Source organism: Phyllobacterium sp. LjRoot231, assembly GCF_964253365.1.
Classification (GTDB): Bacteria; Pseudomonadota; Alphaproteobacteria; order Rhizobiales; family Rhizobiaceae; genus Phyllobacterium.
The window spans coordinates 203,536-221,725 of sequence record NZ_CAXUQT020000004.1 but is presented as its reverse complement, the minus strand read 5'-3'; the positions used below and the strand labels follow the sequence as shown (position 1 = coordinate 221,725).

General features: G+C 53.8%; 24 protein-coding genes. 9 read left to right on the top strand and 15 right to left on the bottom strand.

From position 1 onward, the window contains the following. Positions 1-8 precede the first annotated feature (8 nt). The 4 genes from ACSQ3H_RS29670 to ACSQ3H_RS29655 form a co-directional block, all read right to left on the bottom strand. Positions 9-446: a type II toxin-antitoxin system VapC family toxin gene (locus ACSQ3H_RS29670; protein ID WP_436120620.1), complete on the bottom strand. Its 438-nt coding sequence runs from the start codon at positions 444-446 to the stop codon at positions 9-11. Beyond that, positions 446-691, bottom strand: a complete 246-nt coding sequence (locus ACSQ3H_RS29665) for a type II toxin-antitoxin system VapB family antitoxin (RefSeq protein WP_436120619.1) — start codon at positions 689-691, stop codon at positions 446-448. Before ACSQ3H_RS29665 ends, ACSQ3H_RS29670 begins: the two co-directional genes overlap by 1 nt. Before the next feature lie 131 nt (positions 692-822). Continuing rightward, positions 823-1,152: a single-stranded DNA-binding protein gene (locus ACSQ3H_RS29660; protein WP_436120618.1), complete on the bottom strand. Its 330-nt coding sequence runs from the start codon at positions 1,150-1,152 to the stop codon at positions 823-825. A gap of 103 nt (positions 1,153-1,255) precedes the next feature. Next, positions 1,256-1,795, bottom strand: a complete 540-nt coding sequence (locus tag ACSQ3H_RS29655; protein WP_436120617.1) for a hypothetical protein — start codon at positions 1,793-1,795, stop codon at positions 1,256-1,258. 136 nt (positions 1,796-1,931) lie between these two features. Between ACSQ3H_RS29655 and ACSQ3H_RS29650 the strand changes: the two genes are divergently transcribed. Then, positions 1,932-2,396 carry a helix-turn-helix domain-containing protein gene (locus ACSQ3H_RS29650; protein ID WP_436120616.1) on the top strand — a complete coding sequence of 155 codons (465 nt, stop codon included), beginning with the start codon at positions 1,932-1,934 and terminating at the stop codon, positions 2,394-2,396. A gap of 107 nt (positions 2,397-2,503) precedes the next feature. On the opposite strand, the gene ACSQ3H_RS29645 is transcribed toward ACSQ3H_RS29650, so the two are convergent. Further along, positions 2,504-3,385, bottom strand: a complete 882-nt coding sequence (locus ACSQ3H_RS29645; RefSeq protein ID WP_436120615.1) for a hypothetical protein — start codon at positions 3,383-3,385, stop codon at positions 2,504-2,506. A 431-nt stretch (positions 3,386-3,816) separates the two neighbouring features. Between ACSQ3H_RS29645 and ACSQ3H_RS29640 the strand changes: the two genes are divergently transcribed. The 3 genes from ACSQ3H_RS29640 to ACSQ3H_RS29630 all read left to right on the top strand — a co-directional run bounded on the left by ACSQ3H_RS29640 (position 3,817) and on the right by ACSQ3H_RS29630 (position 5,568). After that, complete coding sequence (locus ACSQ3H_RS29640; RefSeq protein WP_436120614.1) at positions 3,817-4,017, top strand: hypothetical protein; 201 nt, start codon at positions 3,817-3,819, stop codon at positions 4,015-4,017. Then, positions 4,007-4,456: a hypothetical protein gene (locus tag ACSQ3H_RS29635; RefSeq protein WP_436120613.1), complete on the top strand. Its 450-nt coding sequence runs from the start codon at positions 4,007-4,009 to the stop codon at positions 4,454-4,456. The genes ACSQ3H_RS29640 and ACSQ3H_RS29635 overlap by 11 nt, the downstream gene beginning before the upstream one ends. Positions 4,457-5,049: 593 nt before the next feature. After that, on the top strand, positions 5,050-5,568 hold the full coding sequence (locus tag ACSQ3H_RS29630) for a hypothetical protein (RefSeq protein WP_436120612.1): 519 nt from the start codon (positions 5,050-5,052) through the stop codon (positions 5,566-5,568). Here ACSQ3H_RS29630 and ACSQ3H_RS29625 read toward each other — a convergent pair. The 5 genes from ACSQ3H_RS29625 to ACSQ3H_RS29605 all read right to left on the bottom strand — a co-directional run bounded on the left by ACSQ3H_RS29625 (position 5,537) and on the right by ACSQ3H_RS29605 (position 9,827). Further along, positions 5,537-6,211 carry an FkbM family methyltransferase gene (locus tag ACSQ3H_RS29625; protein ID WP_436120611.1) on the bottom strand — a complete coding sequence of 225 codons (675 nt, stop codon included), beginning with the start codon at positions 6,209-6,211 and terminating at the stop codon, positions 5,537-5,539. The two genes, ACSQ3H_RS29630 and ACSQ3H_RS29625, sit on opposite strands and share 32 nt — an antisense overlap. Positions 6,212-6,345: 134 nt before the next feature. Beyond that, on the bottom strand, positions 6,346-7,632 hold the full coding sequence (locus ACSQ3H_RS29620) for an ATP-binding protein (protein WP_436120610.1): 1,287 nt from the start codon (positions 7,630-7,632) through the stop codon (positions 6,346-6,348). A gap of 98 nt (positions 7,633-7,730) precedes the next feature. Beyond that, the gene (locus ACSQ3H_RS29615; protein WP_436120609.1) at positions 7,731-8,276 is read right to left on the bottom strand and encodes a hypothetical protein; all 546 of its coding nucleotides are present in this window, start codon (positions 8,274-8,276) and stop codon (positions 7,731-7,733) included. 15 nt (positions 8,277-8,291) lie between these two features. After that, a complete protein-coding gene (locus ACSQ3H_RS29610; RefSeq protein WP_436120608.1) occupies positions 8,292-8,942 on the bottom strand; it encodes a hypothetical protein in 651 nt (216 codons plus the stop codon). A 180-nt stretch (positions 8,943-9,122) separates the two neighbouring features. Continuing rightward, a complete protein-coding gene (locus ACSQ3H_RS29605) occupies positions 9,123-9,827 on the bottom strand; it encodes an IS6 family transposase (RefSeq protein WP_436120604.1) in 705 nt (234 codons plus the stop codon). A 79-nt stretch (positions 9,828-9,906) separates the two neighbouring features. Here ACSQ3H_RS29605 and ACSQ3H_RS29600 point away from each other — a divergent pair, with 79 nt between their 5' ends. Both ACSQ3H_RS29600 and ACSQ3H_RS29595 read left to right on the top strand, forming a co-directional pair. Then, positions 9,907-10,269 (top strand): hypothetical protein, encoded by a 363-nt coding sequence (locus ACSQ3H_RS29600; protein ID WP_436120607.1) that lies wholly within the window; start codon positions 9,907-9,909, stop codon positions 10,267-10,269. A 537-nt stretch (positions 10,270-10,806) separates the two neighbouring features. Then, positions 10,807-11,007 (top strand): hypothetical protein, encoded by a 201-nt coding sequence (locus tag ACSQ3H_RS29595; RefSeq protein WP_436120606.1) that lies wholly within the window; start codon positions 10,807-10,809, stop codon positions 11,005-11,007. Positions 11,008-11,467: 460 nt separating this feature from the next. Here the strand turns inward: ACSQ3H_RS29595 and ACSQ3H_RS29590 are convergent, their stop codons facing one another. Next, positions 11,468-11,845 carry a hypothetical protein gene (locus tag ACSQ3H_RS29590; RefSeq protein WP_436120605.1) on the bottom strand — a complete coding sequence of 126 codons (378 nt, stop codon included), beginning with the start codon at positions 11,843-11,845 and terminating at the stop codon, positions 11,468-11,470. Between the two features lie 205 nt (positions 11,846-12,050). Between ACSQ3H_RS29590 and ACSQ3H_RS29585 the strand changes: the two genes are divergently transcribed. Both ACSQ3H_RS29585 and ACSQ3H_RS29580 read left to right on the top strand, forming a co-directional pair. Further along, the gene (locus ACSQ3H_RS29585; protein WP_436120604.1) at positions 12,051-12,755 is read left to right on the top strand and encodes an IS6 family transposase; all 705 of its coding nucleotides are present in this window, start codon (positions 12,051-12,053) and stop codon (positions 12,753-12,755) included. A gap of 70 nt (positions 12,756-12,825) precedes the next feature. Further along, a complete protein-coding gene (locus ACSQ3H_RS29580) occupies positions 12,826-13,311 on the top strand; it encodes a sodium-independent anion transporter (RefSeq protein WP_436120603.1) in 486 nt (161 codons plus the stop codon). 184 nt (positions 13,312-13,495) lie between these two features. On the opposite strand, the gene ACSQ3H_RS29575 is transcribed toward ACSQ3H_RS29580, so the two are convergent. Together ACSQ3H_RS29575 and ACSQ3H_RS29570 are read right to left on the bottom strand one after the other, a co-directional pair. After that, the gene (locus ACSQ3H_RS29575; protein WP_436120602.1) at positions 13,496-13,690 is read right to left on the bottom strand and encodes a hypothetical protein; all 195 of its coding nucleotides are present in this window, start codon (positions 13,688-13,690) and stop codon (positions 13,496-13,498) included. 57 nt (positions 13,691-13,747) lie between these two features. Then, positions 13,748-15,034 carry an NRAMP family divalent metal transporter gene (locus ACSQ3H_RS29570; RefSeq protein WP_436120601.1) on the bottom strand — a complete coding sequence of 429 codons (1,287 nt, stop codon included), beginning with the start codon at positions 15,032-15,034 and terminating at the stop codon, positions 13,748-13,750. A gap of 391 nt (positions 15,035-15,425) precedes the next feature. Here ACSQ3H_RS29570 and ACSQ3H_RS29565 point away from each other — a divergent pair, with 391 nt between their 5' ends. Beyond that, positions 15,426-16,424, top strand: coding sequence for a magnesium transporter CorA family protein (locus tag ACSQ3H_RS29565; RefSeq protein ID WP_436120600.1), 999 nt, complete (start codon positions 15,426-15,428; stop codon positions 16,422-16,424). On the opposite strand, the gene ACSQ3H_RS29560 is transcribed toward ACSQ3H_RS29565, so the two are convergent. Continuing rightward, entirely contained in the window at positions 16,397-16,480 is an 84-nt protein-coding gene (locus tag ACSQ3H_RS29560; protein WP_436120825.1) for a hypothetical protein, read from the bottom strand. The genes ACSQ3H_RS29565 and ACSQ3H_RS29560 overlap by 28 nt on opposite strands. Positions 16,481-16,850: 370 nt before the next feature. Next, positions 16,851-18,161 (bottom strand): ABC transporter ATP-binding protein, encoded by a 1,311-nt coding sequence (locus ACSQ3H_RS29555; protein ID WP_436120599.1) that lies wholly within the window; start codon positions 18,159-18,161, stop codon positions 16,851-16,853. Positions 18,162-18,190 lie beyond the last annotated feature (29 nt).

The following is an 18,190-nucleotide window of genomic DNA, read 5'->3' as shown; positions in this document are numbered from 1 at the left end:
GATTTGCGTCAAGCCGCCTCGATGTCCGTCTGCGAAAAATCATCGCCTTTGTAGAGCAGGGGGATGTGGTGAGTCTTAGCGCAGGCGTAAGCAAAGCAATCGCCAAAATTGAGTCTTGCTGGATGCGCCACGACACGGCCATACGTGCGGCAGGCTTCGACAGCCTTGCGATGCATGGCTATTTCGATTGCTATTTCCTTCGCTTTAAGTTCGGCAAGAAATCCTTCAACGATCTTTTGGGCTTGGTCAATCAATTGCGGTGGAATCGGATGCTGATCGCCGATCGTCTCATCTCGTTTCTTTCTGGCAAAACCGATAATGGCCTCGTATGCCGACAGTGACGAATAATAAATCGGCTTCGTCGTCATTTCGATCTTGGCGATGAGGTAGCCGGCTTCCGGCTCATCGCCGATGATTGCGATAATGGCAGATGCGTCCAGGAACATTAGATGCCGTCCCACATATCATCCATGAATTTTTTCATGTCCAAGCTGGCGTCGTCTGGCCCTAACTCTTTCCCCATATCCTGAAATCTTTTGATGCGGTCGCGTAGTGGCAATACCTTTTGCGCGCGATCAAGCTCATGTTGCAGGGCTATCCGCACGGCTTCAGTTTTATTCGGGGCCTTGATCACCTTCTGGACTTGTTTCGCCAGCGCATCAACGTCGCTGTCTCGGATATAAAGGGACATAGCGTTTTTCCACTCTCGTATATTCATGATACGTATATTCGTATATTCTATAATGAATATTAAGGCGGAACAAGAGTGTCAGCGGCAAACTTTACAAACAGAAGGGGAGGGCGGTGTGAAACCGCCCGAGCTTACTCGCTTGCGTCGCTTGTGGCAGGAAACGCATTGAAGATCGTTGCAATCAGATCGGTAGAATATACGGTTTGACCCGCCTTCTCATAAGACGAATTGCCGATCCGTCCTTCCGCAATGACCGGCTGACCCTTCTTAACGTTCTCGACCACCCAGGCGGCCTGCCGTTCATCAAGAATCGTGACCGTCACCCAATCTGTCTTTGTCTGTTTCTCGCCTGCGTCGTTGGTCCAGGACCGATCAGTGGCGACATTCACTTTCGCCGCTTTCTCGAATGAAGTGACTGAACCAACATTCCCGTTAACTGTGAACCGATTGATGCTGCGCATAGGTATAAACCTCCGAAGGAAAGTGTGAGTTAGGTCCTTGTTAATCTTAAAATAATTGTATTATCCTAGCCAAAAGGGGAGGGGTGAAAGGTACCTGGCAACCTTAATTATTCAGGTTGAACCAAGCTCGCTGACGTAGGTCGTGAGCATCGGTGTATTCGATGTAATAAGGCTTCTCGCGCTGATTGCGCGGTCGGGTTTGGACAATGCGGCACTGGTTGCCGTCGTGGCCATAGGCTTCATACTTGGTTTCGATGCCATTCCCGACTGCAAATGATGCTGCTTTTCGAGATGCCTTCGAGCATACACCAAGCGATCGCTTGCAGATGTCGTGTTCTCGCTGACGCACACTATCTCCACCGGTGTCTCCTCCACTTGCAGGAGACCAGCCAGCGGGGCAATCTTCGTAAGGTTCCAGTCTCGCTCCGGACGAGTTGGCGGAAGGGCAGGTGGGCCAAGAGAAACCGGGAAGTTTCATTGCGGCAATGAGTTTATACATAGGTGGGTGGCAACTTGGCGTTCCCCGCCAGTCACCGGAAACACACAGGAGAACTTGGCAGCCCCAATCATCGGCTGACGCTGCATTGGAATGCAAGGTGAGCCCCGCAATAGCAGCGGCGGCGAATATCAGAGATTTGTTCAACGGTTTGCCCTTACGCTGATCCGATAAATGATACTTTAATATCTTTCTCGGTTTTGCAAGAGGTGATTTTTATGAGGTCCTAAAAGTGGTGCGTGGCAGACAAAGGTTAGCAGTGGTCGATCATTCTGATAGTCCCATGAGGGCACAGATCGCTTCGGTTTTAGCTGCCGAGCGTGCCCGAAGACACCTTTCGATGCAGGATTTCGTGGCGCTCATAACGTCATTTGCCGAGGACGAAAAGTTCAGCTACCGGACCTACTTCAAAACCATGCGCCGCGACAACAATCTCACGCTGAAGACGTTATCACTCTTCAGCCGCGCCCTTGATATCAGCATTGCCGAATTGCTGTTCCCGAAAACTGAGAAGTGGACCAGATCACAAAACGAACAGCAGATAAAAGAACACATTGCCCGCGCGGTCGACCACTACCGGCGCAAGCACAATCTCCACAAGAAGGAACTGGCACAGCACATCGGTGTGACTGTCGTTACCTTCGTCAAGACGGAACGGGCGGAACAGAATCTGACGCTCGATACGATCGAGCAGATGGCCGACCGCTTGCGGCTGACACCTCAACAACTCTTCTTCGGTAAAATCTAGGCTCTCATTTCCCCTTGCCGGGGCGCAGGCGTTTTCGAGAGGCTTTCTTCAAAGCCCCTTTGTCGGTTCGACCAGGTGTTGTCTTTTCTGGTTAAGCGCTTCAGCCGTCAACCGGAAGATGGTTTGCGCCTAGCAAACGGCTGGAAGCCGCCCGAAGGGCCATCTGAACGGTTGTAAGTCGGCTGTCCGTTTGTTGTTTTTTTGTTACCACCGGTTCCTGAGGGCTTTGGTTTATTGAACCCTATTGGATAGAATTTAAGACCAAGGTTCGGGCGAAATTTTCGAAGCCATGAAGTCCAGCGGGGGCAGATGATTTTCACGACATTTGTAAGGTGTTTCGCGCGCCACTGAGGGCGCTCCGTTGTGCCGATGAGACGCATTAGCCGTGCACGCCGCAAAGCATTGCGAACCGTCGTGATGCCGACACCCGCCCGATCACCTATTTCCTTGATGCTGCATTGGCAAGAACCATGCTGTCGGCAATCAGCGGCGATGATATAGAGTGCCGCCCGCTCGCCTTCTGTGAAGCTATCGCGAACGTGGGGCGGTAATGCCGCCATATCACCAAGACGCCGCTTCCTTGCCCACCGGGCAGGGCACCGCGGTCCACTGGCCGCTTGCTCGCGCGATCTTTCCGATTGCGGTCGTTGCGGAAAATAGGTCCGGGCAGGGGGCAAACGTTGCTCCCGCGCCGCCAATAGCTTCGACCGGACCATGCGTGCGGCCTCGGCGAGCGCCTGCGCCTGATCGTCGTCTAATTGCTGTTCGGCATGTCCTCGCCATAGCAAACTGACAAAATGCTCAACCTGCTTCACCGTCGTAATGTCGGCAAGCCACTGGCTCATTTCACTATGAATTGTCACCACACTTTCCCCTTGCGGTAGGCAAAGAAAATCCGTGGCGCGAACGCGCATTTTTCTATTGCTTCGATTTGGGGATGTGATTAGTATCGCGGTAAAGTTTGTTGGGTGCGATATCGGGAACGCCAATTCCTATCTTACCCCTTAAGAAAAACCCGGCCTCCGCGCCGGTTTTTTTGTATTCTTCATGAACCTCCATGAGTCGATGATTAGCCAGCATAGGCACATATGGACCATAGCCTCAAGATGATATTAAAATATCAAAATAAACGATATTAAAATATCACTTCGTTGACACTGCAAGGCGTGTTTTCTCGGGGCCAGCGAATTGCACGCAGGTTTAACGACGAGATCCCGGCATGGATCGCGGTCACGGCCATTGAATATCGATTGGTTAAGGGCGGCGCGCTGCGGGGGAGGGGAGGCTACTAGATCAGCGATCTTCGTCAGCATGTTCGTGAACGTACCAGCCGGAATAAAGTCGTGCTCTAACTTCTTCAGGTCTTCGTATAAAAATCGATCACGTTGCACATCAGAAATTGATACTATAATATCACAGAATGAACAATCTTGACTCCATCATAGACACCTACGCGATTGCCCTTCGTGACTTAGCGGAGCGGGACGGAATGGAGGAAGCGTTGCGGGTCGCAGCTTCAACCATCGCGTTTTACTTCGCGCATTCAAGCGGCGGCATGATTCGTGATGGCCGTCCCTTGCTGGTAGGGCTGAAGGAGGTCAGTCCGACTAATGAAACATAAGCGTTTCGTCATGATGATTGCGATTGGCGCCGCCGCCGGCGCGGCACCTGTGATGGCACAATCGAGCAATCCTATGTGGGCGTCTGGCTATCTTTGGGTCTGTAAGGCAACCTCAAACACCGTGTGTGAACGCGGCGGAAAATGTGACAGCATCGAAGCCGCCACCGACGGATTCCAACTCGACTATGAAAACAGCAGCGTCGTGTTTCCGACAGGACCAGTGAAGATCAAGCGCCATTACAAACAGACAGTTGTCGACAGTCCGCTGCAGGCCGAGGTGAAAATCGAACTGGCAGACAATCGTGTTCTCTGGCTGACGCCGGTCGATGCAAGCCGCACCTACTCACAGACATGGACGGGGGCGATGATTGAGCCCAAGGCAGGCGTGGTCCTGACCGTCACGCAAAGCGTGTATTGCAGTCCCGCCGACAAGAAGTGAGGCTTTGAGACCTGTTGTGCGGTGGGAAACATTACACTCGGATCAAATAGGTTCGTTAGAAAAAATACCCGCGCACGAGACTGGCGATGCCGTATAAATAGCCGATCTGGCTGATGCTATGGGTATCCGGACGGCAAAGCCGAGGGCGATTCTGGCGTGATTGCAGTCCGGGATTGATTGAGACAGATGAATTGTCCTTCGGCAAACGTTCGAGGTGTTGCTTTGGATCAGGGGCAGGGGACAAGTTCGCGATGGCAGGAAATGCAATGGCAAAGCTCAAGATTTACGCGCTGGACGACGGACGCCGTGAATTTCTTGTCGCGACGACCAGCAGGAAAGAGGCTTGTGACCTATTCGGTATCTCAAGCAAGCTAGCCAATGTGGGGACAAATCGGAGTTGCAAGGGATGTTGGATCTGAAGGAAGCCTTAAGCAGACCAGGGCATACGGTTCTTGAGGAACTTTGACGATTTTGAAATGCTGGTCGAGGCGATCAAGAGCGGGAGAATAAAGCCGCATTCTAAACAGTGAGGCGCAGAATGTGAAAACCCGCAATAATTGGGGTTTTCTGGAACTTTCGGTTAGGATGGGGAAATGTTTAATCGCAATGAAATGGATCGCGCTCTGACCACTCCGAAAAAATCGGCCATCATTGAAAAGCTGCCAGCGCTATTGAGGCAGAGCCCAAATTTCAGACGAAACATCGCTATCGTTAAGAGTTATCTCAGCGGGGAAACCATGGCTGCGATAGCTCAAACCCATGCGCTGACGACCTCAAGAGTGAACCAAATCCTTCACAATGCGGATGCTAAGATCGGCGGCGGAGTTATCAATGGGAAGCAATCCAAAGTGCCAAATGCTTCCTCACAGATGAAGGTGAAGTACCCTTATGTGTGGGATGTCGCTAATGAGCTTGGTTTGAGCCGCCAGGCTGCGGCTCAGTTTTACCGAGCGTTGGGAAGAGCAGGATCGCTCGAGAAGCTTGAACTCGTGTTGGCGGATAAGCCGAAATCGCACCTTACCAAACGGATTTTTGTAGAGGTGGTCTGGAGAGTTTCGAAGGGCTCACGCGCCGGCGATTTCAGTGATACTCCCGGAGGCGCGAATAGGTAACGCCGGTACCGTCTGATAATCGCGGGTTATACACAAAGCCTTTATCCATCAACTCATCGGTAATTTTTCTAATGCCATCCAGTCCATAGAGATGGTCGTGCAGTTCCAAAAAAATCCGTTCTATGTTCTTCAGGTGGGCATGCTTCACAAACTCTAGTTCGGCACCGCCAATGTTCATGACAATAAAGTTGATGTTGTGCTGCTGGATGAAATCATTGACGTCGATTGAAGAGAACGAATGAGCTTTCGCATATGGGCCGTGTTCTTTTGCAAAAGATGACATCCAAGTCTCTGCACGGGCGTAGTAAGTGATTTGCCTCGAAGGGCCAGGCATTGGAAGTCCTTGGGCAACGATGACATTCGTGCGGTTGTTCGCACGGATGACCCTTTCAGCAAGACTTGCGACCTCTGGATTTGCCTCGAACGACCAGACTTGGACGCCATCGGAACCAGCAAGGAGCGAGCAAATAATGCCAAGTCCGGTTCCAAGTTCGAGCACGCGATCGTTGGGCTGGACCGTTTTAACCACCAAATTTGCAGCATTTGCGCGATAGGAATCATCGATTAGGCTGGACCAGATAGCTGCGGGTACATCACTTTGTGAAACCGGCACTTCAAGGCCATGGACGTTCAAAAAACCCATATTGAGATTACCTCTGCCAATCCAATTAATGTCACTTTGAGCTCGAGCATTCACTTCTCTAGTGCATCGGTCACGCGCTGAGAACCCGCAAAAGGGGTCATGACGCGTCTGTTGATGATGTTGCCACCGATCGATTATCGAATGAAATTCTTCAGACTGCCCATAGGCAAAGAGATTGTGACAGTCGTCCCCTTGTCCAACTTAGACTGGATGGTCAGTCGCCCATGCATAGTTTCCACGAGCCGAGCGCAGCCAGTGAGGCCGAGACCACTGTTGCGTCGGGATTCGCCTTTGGACGAGAAAAATGGCGTCGTCGCCTTCTTGATGTGGTCCGGTGACATGCCGACGCCATTGTCTTCAACCGACACCACCAAATTTTTGCCGAAAAACGGCCCATTTCTGACGTTGGCACGAACGTAGATTTCCGGCATATCTCTGTCGGCCACTGAGTCTTTCGCGTTTCGAACGAGCTCCTGCACCATGAGGAAGAACTGAGCATGCGGAACGAGTGATTGACGCGCCGTACCATCAGAGACGACCGTTGGCGAGATTGTATTGCCGTCCGGTTTGCACACATCCATGAGGATGGTGTCCAAGGAAACGATCGGTGTTCCGTCCGGGTCGTATTTCGGGTAGGCAATTCGCGCCAGCCAATCATTGACGATGGAAAGGTCCGTCGTCCTCTGCCGCGCCTTGCTCAACCGGGTGAAATCCGGAAAGGATGTATGATTCAACGTATCATGGACGTACGTGTGGAGGGAATTGATGCGTGTGTAGGTCATGTGCGAGAAGAGAAGTGCGAAATGGCGCACATGACTGTCGAAACGAGCTTGGCTGCGGTTGCGCAGGATCAAGAAGATCATGACAGCAATCGCCATCGCCGAGGCTGACGCCAACAGGAAACTGTTGCGGAATGCCTGCTGGTCGAGGTCGGCCGTCCGTTTGTAGGTCCGGCCAAGACTGGCCGCTGTGGTCGTGATCGGCACAACGTTGGTCCAGATCGTATCAAATTCAGAAAGAATCGTTGCGTACTCGGCACCTTCGGACAATTGCGGCTTGATCGCGTTGTTAACGAGATCCAGCATGCCATTGAGATGATCAATATCCTCCTGGGGTAGGATGTGGGTGGCGTAATCCTGCGATATGAGGTCTTGAATGTTTATGCTCAGGAAACTGGTTTCCCGCTTGATGCGCTGCAGATAGTCGTTCTTGCCTGTTTCCTGTGCCAGGCGCGTCCATCCCATGGCCGAAACAGTCTTTTCGCGAATCTGCGAAGCTCTCCATTGAACTTCATTGACTTCGGAGATGATGCGGTAGGCTTCGCGCCTGTAGATGTCAGTTTGCAGCAACGACCAGCAGGCGACCGCGATAAAGACCGGGAAAGCCAGATACAGTAGGTAGAGGCCATAAGCCCCGAACATGTTTCGACACTATCGACACCACAGTCTTCGCCGTTGGCAGCACAAAAACTGCTCCGGACCTGTGACTCGGAGCGGACGAATTTGACGGAGAGAAAACGTCAGGATTCTGGTCGTAGGGCAACAAGGAACCAGATCCAACGGGAGTTATCGCCGGGATCCGACGCCTTAGGTAACTGATCGTACGGCCACACGACATAATAGGGACCGCGATCTGCATCAGTCAGTGGCCTGAATTCCTGTCCAGTTGCACAAACCGTCGTTGATCGATCTGCGTCCGTGCAACCGATCTCGGTTGCGATGATAGGATCGAAGGTATTGATCTCGTTCATCTCTAACTTGGCTTGATAATCATCGAGTGCGATGCCCTCGATGATCGTGGCATCGGATAAACCATTCTTAGCTAGAACTTCCTTAAGGGAAGCGCCGCGATATCGGCGTATTGCTCCATTGGTCCACGGTGTATTCGTTTCAATGATCTTAGGCGGGAACGTTTTGGTCAACTCTTGAGCGCTATATGTGGCGACAGATTTACCCCCTTCCTTTTCCACAGAAAGGACATTCGGATCGTCATAGGCCGCGTTCGCTAGCGATAAACCGGAAACGAGCAGAAGGCTCACGATGAGAGGGACCTTGCTTTGGCGCATGAGATTTCCTTATGATCAACCGTCGGCGGTGGTGGTAATGGCGGGGATGGCGATAAATTTGCTTCGGGCCCGCTTGTACTTTTGCTCAGCTATTTCAGGGCCTTTCATATGAAAGTGCTTTGCCATCAGGTCGAATAATTCTTTTCTCTTCATGCCAACTGGGCGCGATGCGACCCAATTCAAGCATTGTTCCTCAACTGCGGTGAGTTCGGGATAATGTACGTCCGGTTTGCCTACACTGGAAGTCATTGTTCCCCGATGAAGCAGGAAATCAGTAGTGGGCAGCTTGTCCTTTACATCGGCGAGGGTGGGTGCATTGAGCCCAAATTTCCCAAGATAAGCCCTCGCGCCGAGCCTTCGGCATTTCTCGGCTTCCTTGCTGGAAAAGCGCCCCGTTATAACAATATGGATGGCCGTGGGACTTGCATTGATGATGTGTTCGACAACGTTAAGTCGAACGTCTTCCGATTCTACGGTGCCGCCGAAATCTGGCAAGCCGGGATCGATAACGATGAGTGCAAACGAATGGTCTTTTAGAGCCACCTTCGTGATCTCGAACGTAGCGGCGCTCAAGACGACATAACCCTTGAATGCCGTTTTGAAATGTTCAACAAGCGCGTCCTTGTAGAAATCATCGTCTTCGATGATCAATATTTTGTTTTGCATGTTCGTCTCATAGCTGCATCGAAAACGGGTAACACAACGAAAAATGTCAATATAGGTATCAACCTGATACCTAGGATTGCCAACAGATTCGTGCTGTGACTGGACGGATGACACTGCATAGCACTGGTTGGTGATGTCAGGTTAAGTTTTCAGGTTACAAGGATGGTCGCCCTGTTGATTTCAGGCGAGTGCTTCCGTCACGGCTTGCCACTCTGCCATGGCGTTCAGGCGGTGGAAATAAATCTGGCATGCCGAACGTTGTGAATGGGGTGGAACGAAGAGGTTGCGGACGGTCGAGAAGATCGAGATAAACCGTTGCAAGCTTCCTGATGATCGGAAGCCCTGCATTATTCTCTCGCGTTTTCGCAGCGGCAGATGTGAATTCTCCGCCCGGTTGTTCAATCCTTTGTGTGACCGATGCTCAACGTTGGGCATGACCTGGCGTCTGGCGGCTCCATAGGAGCGCAACTTGTCGGTGATCATGCGCTTCGGCAGGATACCTTGCTTCCTCACAAGCCGTGTCAGCAACCGCCGTGCAGCCTTGGTGTTGCGCCGGTTTTGAACGATTTCGTCGAGGACATATCCATCCTGATCGACGGCACGCCAGAGCCAGTGTCTTTTACCATTGATGCTGACGACGGCTTCGTCCAGATACCAGATATCTTGTGATGATGGAGGCTTTCTTCGAATGCGTCGAGCATATTCCGGCCCGAACTTTCGTGCCCACTGTCGGATCGTCTCATACGACACCTTGATTCCACGCTCGAGCAGCAATTCCTCGACGTGCCGCAGGCTCAAGGGAAAACGATAGTACAGCCACACCGCATGAGCGATGATGGAAGCAGGAAATCGATGGCGTTTGTAACGAATGGAAGGAACATTCATCCTGCGGCGATTACATCCGAAACCGATGACGAAACGTTAACCTGACATCACCCGCAAAATCAATGGCAAGGCGTACGTCTTGCGTGGCCTCGATTCCTGTCCTTCTCAAAAGGTCATCTATAACGCACAACAGACATGGAATTGTAAAGACGCCGCAAAGGACTATGCCGGCGCTGTCTACAACGACCGCGCAAGCGTTGTTTTGTGCAAGACGCTTGTCTTGACGCCGACACCCGGAACGCCCGATCCTGTATCGTGCTACGCGCTCGTTGGCACAGGTACGAACCTTGATCCCTACGCGGTATCGAACGATGATGATTCCATGGTCTTTCAGGGATTGGCCAGCATCGGCCTTACCAAAGACGGCAAGCCGCTTCGTCCCGACCTTCTCAAATCAGCCGTCATGGGCAAGCAGATGGGATTGGGCAATGTGGGCCAATAACCGACTCGCTGCACTATTGGTTGCGGTTTTACCAACAAGCGCATTCGCCCAGGATCAAGCGACTTTGAGAAGCTTTGTCGTGCCTCAGGCCGTCACCCTTGAAACGGGCGATAGTTGGGAAACAGGCGGTCAATTGTACCGCCTCTATGGCGTGCAATCCTGTTTGAGCGGCACAATCGCCTTGGCCAGAGATGGCAAGCAAGTGGATTGCGGTTCGCTGTCGCTTGCTCGACTTGGCGCGATCCTTTCCACGGGAGCCGTTTCGTGCCAGCCGATAGGCAAAGCGCGCGACAACGCAATATTCAGCGTTTGCGCAGTTAACATGTCCGGAGCCACAATCGATATAGGCACCGCTCTTATATCGTCGGGGTACGCGTTTTCTGCCGCGTTTCCAGATGGCAAACCTGTTGACATGAATTACCTTGTTGCCGAATTGACCGCAAAATCGTCCGGCGAGGGCTTGTGGGCCTATCGGTTCCCGCACCCCGTTCAGACGTTGCTCAATTCTGAGCAAACGTCCAAGCAGGGAACGAACCAATGACCGAGCGTTATGATTATAATCTCGACCGCAATAGGATCACTTCCGACATGGTTGGCTATGAAGAGCTGAATAAGGCGCCACGCAAGAACACCGATGGAATGGTGGTTTCCGGTGTCGTTGCTGTCGTTCTATTGCTTGCCATCAACTGGCTTTCGATCAGGTTCCCCGGCTTGTTCGCATGGCTTGGAAGTCTCTGACCGGCCGACTTTATATGAACGTGAACTTGCAAGCCTCAGTTCCATAATTGGCGTTATGCGATTTTCGTTAACTAATTGAAAATGCTAGAGTTTTCAATGTGCGCCAAGCACATATCAGTCTACTCAGTGCGGTCGTCCAGTTATTCCGGTATGGGTCTATCCCAATCCTTTCACTGAAACTATCCTCACCCTCATCTCCGCTTCTCACGTTCGGCATGTGTGCTGACAATCCACGCAACGTCCTGCCCAGCTACGTGCTCGCGAACCAAAGCGACGAGTGGCCGCTCATTATCTGGATCGTCCACGCGAACACCACTATTTGAGATAATAGACAAGGCACCTTCTTCCGCGAAGCGGCTTGGTCTGCCCCTAAGGCAGCGCCACAGAAATGCCCGAGCCCAAAAATTCGGGGACAAGCTCTCTCGACAATGGAAGGATATCTTTCCCCTTGAGCGGGTTCTCAAAGGAACTGCGAAGGCTGTTCAGCCTGGATTAGCGAACGCAAAAGCATGTCCAACTCGGCTCTATCAAAAGCGTCCTCTCCCTCCAAGAGCAGCGAGTGTATGTGTTCAGCCTTGGCGGCAACGTCTTGCAAAGTTTCAACAGGAATTTGAAGCACCGCGGCGCGGGCTGATTGTTCAGCGCCGATTGCTGCAGCCAGACGCATCTCTAACCGGGAGCAATCTTTGCCAGACTTTTCGAATTCATCATGAGCGCTGATAATGCAGCTGATTTCGCGCCTTGCCTGCCGATGACGCCAAAGCGCTGTCATAATCGGCCTGGTCCGATCAAGCCTTTCGACTTGAATCCCATCAATAGTCACGATCGTTAACGTCAACTTTTCAACCTCGCACACGAATTGATTTGAAAAAGGCACAGTGCTGATCTTTTTTGCCTAACGGTATCTTCACGGCGCCCGTCACCGGACTCGATTCGCAGTGAGATGTTTGCCGTTTACTGTTGCATGCCGCGTTGCAGTAGATAACCAGTGGGTGATGTCAGGTTAACGTTTCGTCATCGGTTTCGGATGTAATCGCCGCAGGATGAATGTTCCTTCCATTCGTTACAAACGCCATCGATTTCCTGCTTCCATCATCGCTCATGCGGTGTGGCTGTACTATCGTTTTCCCTTGAGCCTGCGGCACGTCGAGGAATTGCTGCTCGAGCGTGGAATCAAGGTGTCGTATGAGACGATCCGACAGTGGGCACGAAAGTTCGGGCCGGAATATGCTCGACGCATTCGAAGAAAGCCTCCATCATCACAAGATATCTGGTATCTGGACGAAGCCGTCGTCAGCATCAATGGTAAAAGACACTGGCTCTGGCGTGCCGTCGATCAGGATGGATATGTCCTCGACGAAATCGTTCAAAACCGGCGCAACACCAAGGCTGCACGGCGGTTGCTGACACGGCTTGTGAGGAAGCAAGGTATCCTGCCGAAGCGCATGATCACCGACAAGTTGCGCTCCTATGGAGCCGCCAGACGCCAGGTCATGCCCAACGTTGAGCATCGGTCACACAAAGGATTGAACAACCGGGCGGAGAATTCACATCTGCCGCTGCGAAAACGCGAGAGAATAATGCAGGGCTTCCGATCATCAGGAAGCTTGCAACGGTTTATCTCGATCTTCTCGACCGTCCGCAACCTCTTCGTTCCACCCCATTCACAACGTTCGGCATGCCAGATTTATTTCCACCGCCTGAACGCCATGGCAGAGTGGCAAGCCGTGACGGAAGCACTCGCCTGAAATCAACAGGGCGACCATCCTTGTAACCTGAAAACTTAACCTGACATCACCGCTGGGGGTGCTGAACGGTATGCTGTTGGCGATAGCCCTATCGCTGGCAGCCTTTGTGCGGCGTCTGGCGACGCCCTATATCGCGCAACTGGGACAACTGGGAGCCACACGCAATTATGTCGATCGCGCACGCCATGCAGACGCCGACAGTCCTCCCGGTATCGTCATCTGGCGTCCGGCCGAACCGCTCTTTTTCGCCAATGCCGAACGGGTTCTGGCGCTGATCGCCGCACGTTCGCGTGCCGATCCGGCGACGAAAGCGGTTGTCGTCAGCCTCGAAGAGTGTTTCGATCTCGACAGCACCGGGCTGGATGCCCTGATCGAGTTCGACGCCGCAATGTATGCGGCAGGATTGCCGGTGCAGTACGCCCGCGTGCACGACCATGTCCGTGACCTGTTGATGTCCGGGCGTGCTGACCATCTGCTGGCCCGCAGCAGCTACAGTGTCAATGACGCCGTGGTTGCGGCGCAAGCGCTCGCCGTGGATTCTGAGGCAACCCGATGACATACAGGTTCAAACCGCGGCGACATGCGATCTAGATCGCCACCCTGTGGCCAATCTGGTGATGATCATCGATGTGCAAGATTACCCGCAAACGTGCCGAATGGCGCAAAACTGGCGCAACGCGACCGACCTCTTGGCCGCCGTATGAACCCGGTGGCCCTAACTTTACGCTGCTGTGAGTTGACTACCTTCGCTCATGTAAGCCGAGCCGATCCGCACGCCGCTCCAACGACTTGGCAGTGCGGCAGAAATAATCAGCCTGCCGCGCGTTGATCAAATGGTGGCGGTAAAGCATTTGCATCAAACGGATGACAGCCACGGCGAGGTGCAGGAGAAACCAGGCGATGCCGAAAATCAGTAATGCCTTGAGTTTGATCATCGGGCGCACCGCGAAATGGTTAGGTCCTTCTCGACATGTCTATGGCGAAACAGCAGCTCACAGTACGAAAAATCCGATAGAGGCCAACGCCATGACGAGCGTTGCAACGATGCCACCGAACACCATCCAACGGGGCAAGGTGAGTCGGCCCATGATCCGCGGATTCATGGCGATTGCCATCATAATTGCCATCAGAGGAGCAGCGAGAATGCCATTGACGACCGCACTCCAGTAAAGCGCCCTGATCGGATCCAGACCAACGAAAGTCAGGGTGACGCCGCCCAGCGTCGCGACCGCGATGGTGGCATAGAATGCCTTGGCTTCGCGCGGACGTCGATCGAGTCCCTCAGGCCACCTAAACATTTCCGCAACGGCATAGGCTGCGGAACCGGCGAGCACTGGCACGGCCAACATCCCGGTTCCGATGATGCCGATGGCGAAAACGGCGAACGCAAAGTCGCCGGCAATCGGACGAAGTGCCTCGGCGGCTTGGGATGACGTCTCAATCTGCGTTATCCCATTGGCATTAAGCGTCGCCGCGGTGGCAATGATGATGACCAGGGCCACAAGGTGGGAAAAACCCATCCCGAACAGGGTATCGCCCCGAATGCGTGCAAGCTCCGGCCCGGCGGCGTGAGAGTTTGCACCCAGGCGTAGCCGGTGTTGCCGATGCTGCTCTTCGACCTCCTCCCCCGCTTGCCAGAAAAAGAGGTAGGGACTGATGGTGGTACCAAGGACGGCGATCAAAGCCATGGCATGATCACTGTCGAAGGCGATTTGTGGAACAAGCACACCATAGAGCGCCTCGCCCCATGGCACATGCACCGATAGAACCACTGCCACGTAGGCCAGAAGGGACAAAGTCAGCCACTTGAGGACCTTAACATAGCGCTGGTAGCTGATGAAGATTTCAAGAAAAACGCAGATGAGGGCAAAGAGCACAGCATAGAGATGATGCGCGCCGCCTATCAGCAGTTCCAGTGCCGCCCCCATGGCGCCGAGGTCCGCGCCAAGGTTGATAACGTTGGCGGTGAGCAAAAGGAGCACCGCAAAGCGCAGCACCCAAGGCGAATAGTGTCGGCGGAGATTCTGAGCGATGCCTTGCCCGGTCACAGCACCAATGCCGGCGCTGATCCCCTGTGTCACCGCCAGGAGGGGATAGCTGAACGGTATCGTCCAGGCGAGCGAATAGCCAAACTGGGCACCGACCTGACTGTAGGTGGCTATACCGCTCGGATCGTCATCGGCTGCGCCAGTGATGAGCCCGGGGCCCAATGTTCGCAAAAAGCTCGTACGCGGGCGCTGGAGCGGTTCGGCAGACGAGACCGGCGTCGAGGGCTCCATGATGCTCACCTCCAAAAACAGCATGCAAGACGGGTGCTTCCACGTTGATATGCATCATGACCATCCCAAGAATGGACCGCTGCTATTCGCCGGACGGCCAGAGACTGTCATAATCTTCGTCGTTCAACAAGCTTATTGAGCTTATCGGGATTTCGGGCGATGCAGGGCGAAATCCCGCGTAACCGACTGCGCAGCCATATGCATTGACTTGGGCGCGCCATCGCCCCATAGCACGATCAGGCAACGGTCTTATGATCGTCACCGAATTTAAGGATATAGACAATGGACGCCGACTGTCGAAGTCGATTGACACATTCGCTGGCACTGTGGGACGCCTGATCAGCAGGGCTCCTGCCGGCTGGCCTTAAGCCCCGCCGAAAAGGAGTTTTGTATGCTGAGCATCTATACGCAAGAGAACGACCGCATCCTGTCTTCCACAATCCACACTGAAGGCGAGGTATTGCCGGCATGCCAACTGGGGGCCGTCTGGTATGATCTCTACAATCCAACGCGCAATGAAGACAATTATGTCGAGCAATGCCTGTCGCTTTCCATTCCAACACGGGCGGAAATGGATGAAATCGAACCCTCAGCGCGCCTCTACAATGAGGAAGACGCGGAGTTCATGACGGTCACCGCTTTGAGCGAGCTCGACACGGACGAGCCAGTCAAGACGCCGATCACCTTCGTGTTGAAGGGCAGCAGCCTGGTCACGGTTCGCTATTCCGAGCCGCTGCCCTTCACCACCTTCGCCAGCAGGATCCAGAAGCCCGGCGGCCCCGCCTGCACGACTGGCGAAATGGCCATGCTCGGTATCCTCGAAGCGATGATCAATCGGATCGCCGATATTCTGGAGCGCGTGGGCGGAGCCGTAGACAGATTCTCGCACAAGGTGTTCCGCAGCAAAGTTCGCAATGCCACCCAGAAGACGCTCAACCTCAATGCTGTCATTGAACAGATCGGGCGAAAGGGCGACATGCTGTCGATGATCCGGGAAAGCCTCGTCAGCTTCACGCGGCTGCTTTCTTACCACCAGGCGATTGCCAAAGGCACGACAAAGGCCGGCAAGGACGTGCGGCAAAAGATGAAAATCCTCCAGCGCGACGTTGGCTCGCTGACCGATCATGCGGCGTTCCTGACCAACAAGATCAATTTCCTGCTCGACGCCACACTCGGCCTGATCAATCTCGAACAGAACCAGATCATCAAGATCTTTTCCGTTGCTGCCGTGGTCTTCCTGCCGCCGACGCTCGTCGCCTCGATCTACGGAATGAATTTCGACTTTATGCCCGAATTGAAATGGGAACTCGGCTATCCCTTTGCGTTTTTCCTGATGATCCTGTCGGCGATTCTGCCCTATCTCTATTTCAAGCGGCGCGGCTGGCTCTGAGGCAAGTGCCGTTCAGGTTCTGTTATCTTCGTTTTCCTGGCGGCAACGCTTGTCAATGTAATGCCGCAGCTGACGGCGCAGAATGGACAGGGAAATCTGGTTCAGAGATCCGCCGAGGCGCAAGAGCGCCTTCGCGGCTTTATACGGCAGAATACCTTGGCGGAGCGTTTTCAATGTGGTCAGCAAAACGCAATCGGCGGTACAATCAAGAAGATGCATAGCCCACAGATCCACCTGTGCCGCAAATGTTGAGAGCAACTCCTCCAAAGGTCCACGACGTTTGCCCCGCTTTTGGTCACCATTCGATTGTTGATGGGGCGCGGCAAGCGCGCTACCGAGTTCGTCGGTTTCCTTGAGCATCATCGGCTCTTGTTTGGACTAAATGAGACGGCCCGCTTGGTTCTCTTGTGCCACTGGGACCCCGTCCTATTGTGGGTTTTCTAAGCTGAAGAGCTCCGCCTGTTCATCGTATGCAAACAGTTCAGCGTAGCGCGCCCATGATACGACCGTCTTCAACGTCTCGTCGGCATAGTATTCGGTCATGAAATCCTCCAATTCATTGCGAAACCGTGCTGCCGGGGCGGTATGAGTTGGACGCTCGTCGAGGACGCGGCGGATCAAGCCCATCAACGGCACATAGGTGATGAGGTGCTCGGCAAAGAGTTTTTTGCGCGCATCGGTTTCGAGATGAGCGAACCGCTTGCCCGCTTCGGTCAAAACAAGGTCGCCTTCACTCAGCTGGGCGAACCTCAGCAATTGAAGGGCCTCGCCGAGATGAAAAAGCTCATCGGCTTCCAATTGGAGGGTTCCCGCGAGAACCGGAAGATCGGCGCGGCCATTGTATGGGGCCCCTGCCAAAGCTTCAATCAGGCCGGCCAGAACGTTGGTTGAGACATGGTTCAAAATCATGCCCATGCCGGTGCCCGGGATGCCCTCCATTGAGGGCGCGCGAGGCTCGGCGCGCTGTGTCATGCGCGCATAGATGTTGTCGACAAGCTGCCGGAACAGCGGATCGAGACGATTGCGCGGATGCGGAAGGCCGACCTTGAGTTCTTGCGCCACACGGCCGGGGTTCGAGGAAAAGATGAGGACGCGGTCGCACATCAGCACCGCCTCCTCGATATTGTGGGTGACGATCAGCACCGATTTGATCGGCAGCCGCCCTTCGATCCACAGATCGATCATGTCGGTGCGCAGGGTCTCGGCGGTGAGCACGTCAAGAGCAGAGAAGGGTTCGTCCATCAGCAACAGATCGGGGTGGACAACCAGCGCCCGGGCAAAGCCGACACGCTGGCGCATGCCGCCCGAGAGCTCCTTGGGATAGGCGTTTTCGAAGCCGTCGAGGCCAATGAGATCAATCGCGGCAAGCGCCCGCTTGCGCCGCTCTGCTCGATCGACATTCTGTGCCTCAAGGCCGAGTTCCACATTCTGGAGGACGGTCAGCCAGGGAAACAAGGCAAAGGACTGGAATACCATCGAAATGCCGATCGGGGGCCCCTGAATGGCCGCACCACGGCATTTCGCCTCACCAGAGGACGGCGAAATCAGACCGGCAATGATGCGCAGCAGTGTGGACTTGCCCGAGCCCGAGCGGCCGAGCAGGCCGACGATTTCGCCTTCCTTGATGCTGAGGTCGACATCATCGAGCACCACCATTTCGTTGCCGCTGCCCTTCTTGAAGGAGCGGCAAACGTTGCGGATGTCGATGAGCGGGGTTTTTTCAACTAGATCAAGCATGGAAACATTCCTCTGATCAGATAATCGGA